The organism is Streptomyces sudanensis (assembly GCF_023614315.1).
Taxonomy (GTDB): Bacteria; Actinomycetota; Actinomycetes; order Streptomycetales; family Streptomycetaceae; genus Streptomyces; species Streptomyces sudanensis.
Window position 1 is genome coordinate 159,364 of record NZ_CP095474.1, and the last position, 11,015, is coordinate 170,378.

Sequence of the window (11,015 nt, forward strand, 5' to 3'; positions counted from 1 at the left end):
TCCCAGGATGTCCCCGCGGCGCCGTCCCGGNCGCCTCGACCGGCCGGCCGCACGGGCCTCCCCCGCCCGCCGTCCTCACCCCTCCACGAACGGGGCGCCGCCCCTCTGATACGTTGCCGCGACGGCGCCGCGGGGACATCCTGGGAGACCGGAAGACGTCGACGCCCCGGTACGCCGGGCTCCGCCGAGGGGCACCGGCCGGCTCGGGGGCGAACCCCGGCCGGGACGGCGTACGGCCTCCGGTCACCGGGCGTCACCGCGTGCCGGGAGCCGGGAACTCGAAAGTCATGGGACGGTCGCGTGGTCACCACACACGAGTCCGCCGGGGAGCCCACCCCGCGGTGGCCCCTGGCGGGCACCACCGGATCGGGGCCGGTGCTGGTCTTCGTGGAGGGCGCCGCCGGCATGGGCAAGACCCGCCTCCTGCACGAGATCGGCGCCTCGCCGGAGGCGGCGGGGACGACCCGCCTGACGTGGCGGTGCGGGGACCCGGACTCCCGCCCCGAGCCCGTGCGGCAGGAGGGGCCCCTGCTGCTCCTGGTGGACGACGCGCACCAGGCGGACGCGGAGGAGCGGCAGCGGCTGCGCCGCCTGCTGGAGGCGCCGTGGCCGGGCCTGACGGCCGTGGTGGCCTACCGTCCCGAGGAGCTGGAGGTGCCCGGTCTCCCGCTCGGCGCCTCGCCGGTCGGCTACCCGGCGGAGCTCACCGTGGTGCGTCACCGGCTGGAGCCGTGGGGCACGGAGGAGGTCGGCCGCGCCGCGGCGGAGGCGCTCGGCGGTCCCTGCCCGCCCGAGGTCGCGGCGAGGCTGCGGGAACGTTCCGGCGGGGTGCCGCAGGTGGTGGTCGACCTGCTGGCGCTCCTGCGGGAGCGGCCCCCGGAGGAGCACACCGTCGCCGGCCTGGACGGACTCGGCGTGCCGGTCCGGCTGACGGAACTGGTCCTGAGCCGGACGCTGCGCCTGCCCCCCGGGGAGCGGCCCGTCGTCTGGGCGGCGGCGGTACTGGACGAGCCGGCGGACCGGGACGAGCTGGTCGCCGTGTCGGGTCTCGGACCGGAGCAGGGCAGGCGCGCCCTGCTGGCGGCCCTGGAGTGCGCCGCGCTGTCCGAGCGGGAGGAGGGGCGCTACGGACTGCCCGTCCCCCTCGCGGCGCTCGCCGTGCACGGCTCCGTGCCCGGCCCGGTGCGCCAGGAGATGCACCGGCGGGCGGCCCGGGCGGTGGCCCGCCGGCAGCCGGTGCCCTGGGCCGCGCTGGCCCGCCACCACAGGGCCTGCGGCCACGTCCGCGGGTGGCTGCGGGCCGTGGAGAACGCCGCCCGGGCGGCCGCCGAGTCGGGCCGCCACCAGGAGGCGATCGACCTGCTGGAGCCGACGCTCACCTCGCCGTCGGTGCCGCCGCAGGCGCGGGCCCGGCTGGCTCCGCTCCTGGCGCGCAGCGCCGTCGTCGGACTGCGTTCGGACCAGACCGTCGAGGTGCTGAACCACATCGTCCGCGACACCTCCCTCCCCCTGGCGGTCCGCGGCGAGCTCCGGCTCGACCTGGGGCTCCTGCTGAACAACCAGCTCGGCAGGATCCGCCAGGGGATGCGGGAGCTGGAGCTCGCCGCCGACGAGCTGGCCGAGGTGCGTCCGGACCTGGCCGCACGGGCGATGGCGGCGCTCTCCCTCCCGCAGTGGCCGGGGCCATCGGCCGAGGCGCACCGGGCGTGGCTCCTCACCGCCGCGCGGCTCGCGGAGGAGAGCGGGGACGAGGTCGTCCATGCCGCCGTCCTCACCAACCGCCTGTCCTTCTCGATGAGCCTCGGCGACCCGGAGGCCTGGGACCTGGTGGACGCGCTCCCCGTGGACAGTCCGGACCCGAGCTCCCGCCTGCACGCGGCGCGCGGACTGTGCAACGCCGCGGACTCCGCCGCCTGGCTCGGCTACTACCGGCGCGCGGAGGAGATGCTGGCGGCGGGCCTGGACCTGGCCGCGCGGAACGGCGCCCCGTACACCGAGCACACCGCCCTGGGCACGCGGCTGCTGCTGGAGTGGCAGACGGGCCGGTGGGGCGGGCTGGCCGAGCGGTGCGAGAGGTTCGTCGAGGCGACGTCCGACATGCCCCTCCTCGCCTCCGACGCCCGCATGGTCCGCGGTCTCCTCGCCTTCGCCCAGGGCGACTGGGGGACGGCGCTGTCCTGGCTGTCCGGCGACGACGCGACGGCACCGGAGGAGACGCCTGCGCCGCTGGCCGCGGCCACGGCCGGCGCGCTGATCCGTCTCGCGCTGGCGCGCCAGGAGGTGTCCGAGGCGGCGGAGACGGCCCGCGAGGCGTGGACGGCCGTCACCGCCAAGGGGGTCTGGGTCTGGGCGGCGGACCTGGTGCCGTGGGCCGTGGAGGCGCTGGCGCGCGCGGACGAGGCGGAGACCGCCCAGCATGTGCTGCACACCTTCGCCCAGGGGCTGGAGGGCCGCGACGCGCCGGTCGCCCACGCCGCCCTCACCTGGGGGCAGGCGGTGCTGGCCGAGGTGGTGGGCCGGCGCCGGGAGGCCGTACGCCTGTACCGCGCGGCAGCGGACGCGTACGCCGCCCTGCCCCGCCCCTACGCCCAGGCGCTGAACGCGGAGAACGCGGCGCGCTGCCTGCTGGAGGCGGGGGCGCTCGACACCCTGGGGCAGGCCGGCGCCGAGCGGTCCGGTGCGGAGGGGGCCGCCGGGGACGGCGACGGCGCCACGGCGCAGGCGGTGGCCGAGCTGCGGGCGTGCACCGACCGGTTCGGCGACCTGGGGGCGGTCTGGGACGCGGCCCGCTGCCGGGCGGTCCTGCGCGCGTACCAGCCGGCCAAGGACAAGCGGCGGCCCGGCCGCCCCTCCCAGGCGGACCAGCTCTCGCCGCGCGAGCTGGAGGTGGCCGAGCTCGCGGCGTCCGGGCTGACGAACCGGGAGATCGCCACGACGCTGCACCTGTCGCCCCGGACGGTGGAGCAGCACATCGCCCGCGCCATGCGGAAGACCGGTGCGCTGTCCCGGCAGGACCTGCCCCGGCGCCTCGGCTGACCGGTCCGGCCGGTGCCGGACCGGGTACCGGGGCCCGCCGGTGGGCGCGGGCGCGCGCCGCGCCACCGGCCGTGCCGGGGACGGCAGGGCGGGCGTCCCCGCCGCCGGGGGGCGTGTCCGTCCCTTGTTGTAGGTTCGGTGACGGTCCGTCAACAGGCGGGCGCCGACCTATGCGTGAGGGATCTCCCGTGGCATCCATCCACCGCACCACCCTGACCCCCAGCAAGCTGGAACTGCTCACCGACTGGCTGCCGAAGCAGAGCTGGTACACGGGCGGCGGGACGCCGGAGCTGGTCAAGGCCGGCGGGTTCCGGCTGGACGACCCGGCGGGCGAGGTCGGGATCGAGTTCATGATCGTGTCGGATGTCGCCGGGCGGGAGCCGGTGACGTACCTGGTGCCGATGGGCTACCGCGGCGCGGCTCTCCAGGGCGCCCCCGCCGAGGCGCTGATCGGCACCAGCGAGCACGGGGTGCTCGGCACCCGCTGGGTCTACGACGGTGCCCACGACCCGGTGGTGACGGCGCAGTTGCGCGCCCTCCTGCGCGGCGAGGCGGCCCCGCAGCACCAGAGCGAGAGCGACACCCCCGACCCGACGGTCACCGTCCACGGGGACGGCCCCCACGACGGGCACGACGTGCGGATCAACCGCGTCCTGCTGCCGGCGGACGGCACCGCGCAGGAGCCGTCGGGGCACCTCGTCGCCGGGTGGACCCGGCCGGACGGGACGGCCGTGCGGGGAGTGCTCGCAACCGTCGCGGCGCGGTAGCGCCCGCCCGTCCGCGGCACCGGTCCGCCCCGGCGGCGAGGCGTCCGGGGCCGCCGGGCCGCGTACGGTGCGGCCCGGCCCCGCCGCCGAGGNNGCCGCCCGCCCCGCCCCGTACGCGGCCGGCCGCCGCCGGCACGTCGGCCACCGGCGCTTCCGTGGCGGTCCTACGGGCACTTCCGCTGCCGCACCGCCTGGGCCACGAGCCGCGCGTTGTCCTCGGCGGGCGAGCGGTCGGCGTCCAGCAGGGTGTCCTCCAGGCCGATGCGCGTCTCCAGGCCCCATCGGAGCGCCAGGCGCAGCACGGGCCAGGCGGCGTCGCCGTCGGCGTGGAGCTGGACCGGTACGGCGTCGTCCTCCACGGCCGCCAGGACGTCCAGGATCCTGCGGGCGTCCGCGATCGACCGCTCGACCGGCCGGTCGATGACCTCCACCAGGAGGCGGGTGTAGTGGTCCGCCCGGTGCCCGGTGACGAACGTCCTGGCGTCCTCCTCGGACCAGATGCCGACTTCCACCCCTATGTCCAGATCGAGCAGGAGCCGTACGGTCTCGCCGAATCCCGGTTCGCCGATGTTCACCGAGGCGAAGTCCGGCGGCTCGGCCAGGTCGCGCCAGCGGGCCAGTTCGTCCAGCCGCCGCCGGGGGTCTCCTCCCGTCATCCAGATTCCCGTGGAGACCCCGACCGGGACGGTGCAGACCCGCCTGACCGCCTTCAGCGCGGCGTCGATGTCGGCGGGGTGCAGGGTCTCGCGGCCGTGGGCGTCGCGGGGGTGCATGTGGATGCTGGCGGCCCCGGCCGCCTGTGCGGCCCGGGCCTGTTCGGCCAGCGCCTCGGGGGTCACGGGGACGCCCGGGTGCTCGTTCGCCGTCCGGCCGCCGTTCAGACACGCCTGAATCACCCCGTGATGATGCCACGGCCGCCCTCCCCGCCGGGACCGGCCGGAGCGGAACGGCGGGACGGAGGGCCGGCGTCCGCCGCCCCTCCCTCCAAGGGCGCCCGGGGAGGACGCCGCTCCCCGCCGGGCCCGAACCCGCCCGGCGGGAGCGGCGGATGCCCCGGTTCCCGGCCGGTCCGGCGGGCAGCCCGCGGGCCGCGCTCCCCCGGCCGGGACGGGGCCCCTTCGTCCCGCGCCGCCGTGCGGCGGCGCGGGAGCGGACCCGTTTCGCGTCCCGTGGAAAATAGGTGTGCATGCAGGAGGGACTTGCGGGTAGGCGAGGCCACGTCGACCCGTACGGGGTCGGAAGAGATCCGTGAACGAAGGAGGCGACGATGACGGTGGCGACGACCGACACGAACACGAGGGCCATCGGCGGTATCGCCACGCTGCCGGAGGTGGCGGACCCCCGGAACGTCGCGCCGAAGGACGCTCGGGCCCTGACCAAGCTCTTCCTGGAGCAGTTGGCGGTCCTGGAGGAGGGCACGCGCGAGCACCAGTACGCGCGCAACACCCTCATCGAGATGAACATGTCCCTCGTCCGGTACGCGGCGGGCCGCTTCCGCAGCCGCAGCGACGAGATGGACGACATCGTCCAGGTGGGGATGATCGGCCTGATCGAGGCGATCGACCGGTTCGAGCTGTCCCGCGAGGTGGAGTTCACCACCTTCGCCGTCCCGTACATCGTCGGGGAGATCAAGCGCTTCTTCCGCGACACCTCGTGGGCGGTGCACGTGCCGCGCCGCCTGCAGGAGGCGCGCGTCGAACTCGCGCGGGCCACCGAGGAGCTGCGCACCCGGCTGGGCCGCACGCCCACCGTCAAGGAGCTCGCCGAGCTGATGAGCCTGACCGAGGAGGAGGTCATCGAGGCCCGGCTCGCGTCGAACGGCTACAACTCCTCCTCCCTGGACGCCGCGATCAGCGGCGACGAGAGCGGCGAGACCGCGCTGGCCGACTTCATCGGCACCGAGGACCCCGCCATGGAGCTGGTGGAGGACTTCCAGGCCCTCGCCCCGCTGATCGCCCAGCTCGACGAGCGCGACCGGCGCATCCTCCACCTGCGGTTCGTGGAGGAGCTGACGCAGGCGCAAATCGGCGAGCAGCTCGGGTGCTCGCAGATGCACGTGTCGCGTCTGCTGTCGCGCACCCTCAAGCGCCTGCGCGAGGGCATGCTGACCGCGGGGCCCGCAGCCCCTACAGGAACCTCCGGATCGGAACGACAGCCGCCTCCCGCACCCGCTGGAAGGCGGCTCGTCGTTTCCAGCGGGAGAGGTCGATGGCCACGCTGCGGGCCAGGTCCTCGTCGAAGTGGCCGTCGAGGGTGGCGGTGAAGTCCTCGTCGAGCACGGCGAGCATGATCTCCTCGTCGTGGTCCATGGAGCGGCGGTTGAAGTTCGTCGAGCCGATCAGCGACGCCACCCGGTCCACGGTGATGATCTTGGCGTGCATCATGGTGGGCTGGTACTGGCGGATCTCCACCCCCGCTTCCAGCAGGTCGGTGTAGTGGGCCTGCCCGGCGAGCTGGCACGCCCGCTGGTCGGTGTACGCGCCGGGGAGCAGGATCTCCACCCGTACGCCCCGCCGCGCGGTGGCGCACAGCAGGTCGATGAAGTACGTGTCGGGCGCGAAGTAGGCGGTGGCCAGCCGGAAGCGCTCCTCGGCGGAGGTGAGCATGACCCTGATGAGGGTCTGCATGTCCTGCCAGCCGATGCTCGCCGACCCGCGGACCACCTGGACGATCGACGTGCCGTACTGGTCCTGCTCGGTGAAGCGGTCACGTTCGTCGTACAGGTCGTCGTGGCACTCGGCCCAGTTCTGGGCGAACGCCGCGGCGACGCCGTCCACGGCCGGCCCGCGGAGCTGCACGTGCGTGTCGCGCCACTCCCCCGGGTTGCGGGCGTCCCCGCACCACTCCTGGGCGATGCCGACGCCGCCGGTGTAGGCGACGCGCTCGTCGACGACGAGCGCCTTGCGGTGGCAGCGGTGGTTCTGCTTGAACGGCGAGAGCCACACCGGCTTGCGGAACCAGGCGATCTGCACCCCGGCCGCGTCCATGGCGTCGAGCAGGCCCGTCTCTATCTGCCGGGCGCCGAAACCGTCGAGCAGCAGCCGGACGCGGACCCCGGCACGGGCACGCTCGGCGAGCGCCTCGGCGAACTCCGTGGCGATCTCCCCCCGCCAGTACACGAACGTCATCATGTCGACGGTGTGCCGGGCGGCGCGGATGGCGCTCAGCATGGCGGGGAAGATCTCATCTCCGTTGCGCAGCGCGACGAGTTCGTTCCCCTCCGTCGCGGCCACGCCGATCAGCCGTTCCAGTCGCCGTCTGAGCCGCTGCTTGCGCTCGTCGCTGTCGGCGGCGGTACCGCCGGGTGAGGTGGTCATATGGCGGCCTCCAGGGCACGGGTGGGTGTACGAGCGGGTGCGCGGACGGCGAGTGGGGGCTTGTGCGCGGCGCACTCGACGCCGAAGTCCCGGAACATCGGTTCTGTACCTCCCTGAGCGGCGCCCGGCGGGCCGACGGCGGGCGGCGGTCACCTGACGGGGCCGGGGCGGAGGGGCCGCCGGCCACCCTTACCGCAGGTACCCGGCGGCCGCACCTCCACCCGCGTTCACCTGCGGCCATGTCTCTCGCCGGCCAAGGGTACGCACACGGTCGGCCCCCCTCATACCCGCCGTCCGCGCCCGCACTCCGGTACCGCCCGTCACGGCCCCGGCGGGTCCTCACCGGACCACCGGCAGGGGTTCCCCGCCCCGGACGGCCCGACCCGGGGCGGGGAGCGGGTGCCCGCAGGCCCCGCCACGGCGCGCCGAGGCCGGGGCGGCGGGGAACGCGGGAAAGGCGGGGAAGCACAGGGGGGTGCGAAGGTCCGCGGTTCGCGAGGATTCCAGGGAGACGGGCCGCCCGAAGCCGAGAGAGGGGGCGGAGGGGCGGGAGCGGCTCGGGGCCCCCGGCCGGGACGGCCGGCCCCGCCGGCCCGGCGTCCGGACCCTCCTCCGGCCCGGCGCGGACCGGGGCACGCTCGGAGCGGCGGAGGACCCGCCGCGTACCCGGGGGGCGCTTCGGCGGGTGGCCGTCAGGGGCGGGGGTTCGTGCGGTGCCACCGGGGGCGCGCGTCCTCGCCGCGGCGCCCGGCGGCCGCGGCGCACCGGGGGCACAGGCGCTGGACCCGGTCGGCCGCTCCTCCGGACTCGGGTATCACGTCGGTCCAGGGGACGTGGGCGAAGCGCCCCAGCTGCGAGCGGCTGAGGGAGAGGCCGCACACGGTCTCGTTCCGGCCGGGTTCCCAGGCGTGGGCCTCCCCGGCGGGCAGCCTGCGCCGCCGCCCCTCTTCCTCCTCCGTCCACTGCCCGGAGGCGGCCACCGCGTACTGCTTGCGTCGTGTTGCCATACCGTCCGACTACCCGGAAAGCGCCGGTCATGCGGCCGGGCGGCACGCCGGTGCGGGTACGGGGACGAGCGGCAGCCCGGCGGCCGGGCCGGGGTCCCTCCGCACGGCCGGGGTGTCCTCGGCCGGACGCCCCCGGAGTCGGTCACGGGCCCGGGGGGGTCTCGCGGGCCCATGGGCGGTCTTGCGGGCCCGGGGGCGGTCTCGCGGGCCCATGGGCGGTCTTGCGGGCCCGGGCGCCGGAGTGGGCCCGGGGAGGAGCGGTGACCGGCGCGTGCGGCTCCCGGGGTCACCGGGGCAGGGCCCTTACCCCGGAGGTAATCGACCGCCCTCACCCCCACCCGGCAGGATCGGGGGCATCGCGGGTCCCGCCGGGGCCCGGCACGGCAGTCAGGAGGACACCATGTCCGTCACCCCTTCCGCCACCACGGCGGATTCCGCCACCGAGACCACCCGGGCCGTCGTACGGGAGTTCCTCGCCGCGCGCATGGCCGGGGACACCGAGCGGGTCGCCGCGCTCTTCGCCGACGAGGTCGACTGGCTGCTCGCCGACAACCCCACCGTCCCCTGGATCCGCCCGCGGTCCACCGCCGCCGAATGCGCGGCGCAGGCGGCCGAGTTGGCGGAGCACACCGTGCCCGAGGACGCACGCGTATCCGTCGACGCCTTCCTCGTCGACGGCACCGACGCCGTCCTGACGGGGCATCTGTCGGGGACCGTGCGGGCGACGGGCAAGTCCTTCGCCGGCCCGTTCGCGCTGCGTCTCACCGTCGAGGGCGGCCGGATCACCCGTCACCACCTCTACGAGGACGGCCTGGCGATCGCCGAGGCCTGCTCCCCCTGAGGGCGCGGGCGCCGGGGCGGCGGCGGGACCGGGTCGGCCCGGCGCCCGGGAGTCGGGAGTCGGGAGTCGGGAGTCGGGGACGCGGCTGGACGGGGTACACAAGTCACCTGACGCCGTGTCAAACAATCCGGTTATCTCCTCATGTGCTTACGTTTCCGGTGAATCCTTCCCCTTCCTCACCTGGGAGACAGAGCATGCGTCAGTCCGTACGTACCTGGGGTGCCGGAATCGCCGCGGCGGCCGTGGTGGCCGGTTCGGTCGGTGCGGCGGTGGCCGTCGCCTCACCCGCCCCCGCGCAGCACAGGCCGGCCGCCGCGACCGCCCCGAGGTCCTCGGCCGAGGCGTCCGCGACGGACGTACGTGCCTGGCAGCAGTTCCGGGTCCGCGGCGTCGCCCGGGACGTCCCCCCGGGCACGCGGGTCACCCTGCAGCAGAAGACGGACCGGCGCGGCTGGACCACCCTCCCCGCCTCCGTGAACACCGACTCCCGCTCGATGTACGCCATGCGCGTCGTCCTGGGCATGCGGGGCCACAACAAGCTGCGCCTGGTGGACGCCCGCAGGCAGGTCGTCTCCCCCGTCATCGACGTCCGGGTGCGCTGACCCCTCCGCTCGCCGTCCGGCCCAGGTGACGGGCGCCCCCACCGGTCGAACCGGTGGGGGCGCCCGTCACCTGGGCCGGGTCCGTCGTGTCCCGGGTCCGCCGCCCGTGGGCGGTTCAGCCGCGCGCCAGCTCGTCCGCCGTGCGCACCACCGCGTCGCGGGATGTCTCCAGGGCTTCGCGGGACGCCTCACGCGCCCGGCGCAGCCTGGCCTGCCCGTAGCGGAAGAGCGCCGAGGCACCGGAGACGTAGGTCAGGGCCAGCACCCCTGCGGCGGCGCCCGGCGACCAGGCCCGGGCCAGGCGCTCCTGGACGGCGGAGTGCGCGGTCAGCGCCGCGAGCAGGCCGCACGCTCCCCCGGCCGCGATGGCCGACAGCCCGCTCCGGGTCCCTTCGACGGCCTCCGCCACGTTGCCGCCCAACTCCTCGCGTACGCTCATCGCTTCCTCGACCACCACGGCGACCACTCTCTCGGCTGAATCCGACATGGCCCCCGTCTACCCGCCGCCTTCCCGCTCATACGGTCCGCGGCACACGGCCCGGGGCGCGTCCGCGGAGGCCCCGCGGCGTTCCGGCGGGCCGGGCTCCGGACCGCCGCCGCAACGGGGCAGGGCCCCGGAGCCTGGGCGGCTCCGGGGCCCTGGTGGTCGTCCGACCGGCGGCTCAGGCGGGGGTGATGTTCTCCGCCTGCGGGCCCTTCTGACCCTGCGTGATGTCGAAGGTCACCGCCTGGCCCTCCTGGAGCTCGCGGTAGCCGCTGGCGTTGATGTTGGAGTAGTGCGCGAAGACGTCCGGACCGCCGCCGTCCTGCGCGATGAAGCCGAAGCCCTTTTCGGAGTTGAACCACTTCACGGTTCCGGTGGCCATGCTCATGCCTCTCAGTCGATGTCGGGCCCGCACCGCGCGAGCCCGGAGGTGATCGCCCTGGTTCTCAGGCACTGCACAGCAAGAAGCCCACGCCTCAGCGTGGGCAGGAACTGCGAACCACGACATCTGACCATGACGCTACACCGCGAAAACGCGCATCACCAGAGAGCAACTCCCTTCCGCTCGGGGTCGCGTCGCCCTCCGCCCCGTGGCGGACGCCCCGGCACCGGCACGCGCCGCGCCGCACGAACCCGTGGGGCGGGGTGGGAGGGAGGCCCGGGGATGCCGGAGCGGGGAGGAGGACCGGAGCGGAACGCCCAGGTCAGAGCGGGAGACCGGGGCGGGGTGACTCGGTCCGCCCCGCTGCGGCTCGACCGGGGCGGCCCCGGGCCGCCGCTGACGCCCACCGCCGTACGACCCGAACGGGCCTCCTCCCTCCCGGTCCGCCCGTCGTGGGCGGTGCCGTCCGCGGACCCCGCCGTACGTCCCCGCCGTCCACACGGCTGCGAGGGGCACCGGTCCGGCTCCGGACGGGGGCCGCGACGGGACGGGCGGGACCCGCACCGTGCCCGTGCCCGT

Annotated in this window: 9 protein-coding genes and 1 pseudogene; 5 read left to right on the forward strand and 5 right to left on the reverse strand. The window is 75.7% G+C overall.

Going from position 1 to position 11,015, the window contains the following annotated elements; all coding sequences use genetic code 11:
• Window positions 1-300: 300 nt before the first annotated feature.
• Together MW084_RS00640 and MW084_RS00645 are read left to right on the forward strand one after the other, a co-directional pair.
• Complete coding sequence (locus MW084_RS00640) at window positions 301-3,036, forward strand: LuxR family transcriptional regulator (RefSeq protein WP_010468207.1); 2,736 nt, start codon at window positions 301-303, stop codon at window positions 3,034-3,036.
• Window positions 3,037-3,224: 188 nt separating this feature from the next.
• The gene (locus MW084_RS00645) at window positions 3,225-3,803 is read left to right on the forward strand and encodes a maltokinase N-terminal cap-like domain-containing protein (protein WP_010468206.1); all 579 of its coding nucleotides are present in this window, start codon (window positions 3,225-3,227) and stop codon (window positions 3,801-3,803) included.
• 164 nt (window positions 3,804-3,967) lie between these two features.
• Here the strand turns inward: MW084_RS00645 and MW084_RS00650 are convergent, their stop codons facing one another.
• Entirely contained in the window at window positions 3,968-4,699 is a 732-nt protein-coding gene (locus MW084_RS00650) for a 3-keto-5-aminohexanoate cleavage protein (protein WP_029553250.1), read from the reverse strand.
• Window positions 4,700-5,070: 371 nt separating this feature from the next.
• On the opposite strand from MW084_RS00650, the pseudogene MW084_RS00655 reads away from it, so the two are divergent.
• Window positions 5,071-5,919: pseudogene (locus MW084_RS00655) on the forward strand (RNA polymerase sigma factor SigF); the annotation flags it as partial.
• 10 nt (window positions 5,920-5,929) lie between these two features.
• On the opposite strand, the gene MW084_RS00660 reads toward MW084_RS00655, so the two are convergent.
• Both MW084_RS00660 and MW084_RS00665 read right to left on the reverse strand, forming a co-directional pair.
• A complete protein-coding gene (locus MW084_RS00660) occupies window positions 5,930-7,120 on the reverse strand; it encodes a phospholipase D-like domain-containing protein (RefSeq protein ID WP_010468200.1) in 1,191 nt (396 codons plus the stop codon).
• Between the two features lie 692 nt (window positions 7,121-7,812).
• Entirely contained in the window at window positions 7,813-8,127 is a 315-nt protein-coding gene (locus MW084_RS00665; protein WP_039828631.1) for a hypothetical protein, read from the reverse strand.
• A 400-nt stretch (window positions 8,128-8,527) separates the two neighbouring features.
• Here MW084_RS00665 and MW084_RS00670 point away from each other — a divergent pair, with 400 nt between their 5' ends.
• Together MW084_RS00670 and MW084_RS00675 are read left to right on the forward strand one after the other, a co-directional pair.
• Window positions 8,528-8,968: a nuclear transport factor 2 family protein gene (locus MW084_RS00670; protein WP_010468195.1), complete on the forward strand. Its 441-nt coding sequence runs from the start codon at window positions 8,528-8,530 to the stop codon at window positions 8,966-8,968.
• Window positions 8,969-9,162: 194 nt separating this feature from the next.
• Window positions 9,163-9,570: a hypothetical protein gene (locus MW084_RS00675; protein WP_010468193.1), complete on the forward strand. Its 408-nt coding sequence runs from the start codon at window positions 9,163-9,165 to the stop codon at window positions 9,568-9,570.
• A gap of 115 nt (window positions 9,571-9,685) precedes the next feature.
• Here the strand turns inward: MW084_RS00675 and MW084_RS00680 are convergent, their stop codons facing one another.
• Both MW084_RS00680 and MW084_RS00685 read right to left on the reverse strand, forming a co-directional pair.
• Window positions 9,686-10,057 carry a phage holin family protein gene (locus tag MW084_RS00680; protein WP_158684294.1) on the reverse strand — a complete coding sequence of 124 codons (372 nt, stop codon included), beginning with the start codon at window positions 10,055-10,057 and terminating at the stop codon, window positions 9,686-9,688.
• Window positions 10,058-10,232: 175 nt separating this feature from the next.
• On the reverse strand, window positions 10,233-10,436 hold the full coding sequence (locus tag MW084_RS00685) for a cold-shock protein (protein WP_010468190.1): 204 nt from the start codon (window positions 10,434-10,436) through the stop codon (window positions 10,233-10,235).
• Between the last annotated feature and the right edge of the window lie 579 nt (window positions 10,437-11,015).

Bases quoted from the DNA above. Each gene is read 5' to 3' on its own strand.
- MW084_RS00660 (WP_010468200.1), bottom strand. From the start codon at position 7,120: ATGACCACCTCACCCGGCGGTACCGCCGCCGACAGCGACGAGCGCAAG.
- MW084_RS00665 (WP_039828631.1), bottom strand. From the start codon at position 8,127: ATGGCAACACGACGCAAGCAGTACGCGGTGGCCGCCTCCGGGCAGTGG.
- MW084_RS00670 (WP_010468195.1), top strand. From the start codon at position 8,528: ATGTCCGTCACCCCTTCCGCCACCACGGCGGATTCCGCCACCGAGACC.
- MW084_RS00675 (WP_010468193.1), top strand. From the start codon at position 9,163: ATGCGTCAGTCCGTACGTACCTGGGGTGCCGGAATCGCCGCGGCGGCC.
- MW084_RS00680 (WP_158684294.1), bottom strand. From the start codon at position 10,057: ATGTCGGATTCAGCCGAGAGAGTGGTCGCCGTGGTGGTCGAGGAAGCG.
- MW084_RS00685 (WP_010468190.1), bottom strand. From the start codon at position 10,436: ATGGCCACCGGAACCGTGAAGTGGTTCAACTCCGAAAAGGGCTTCGGC.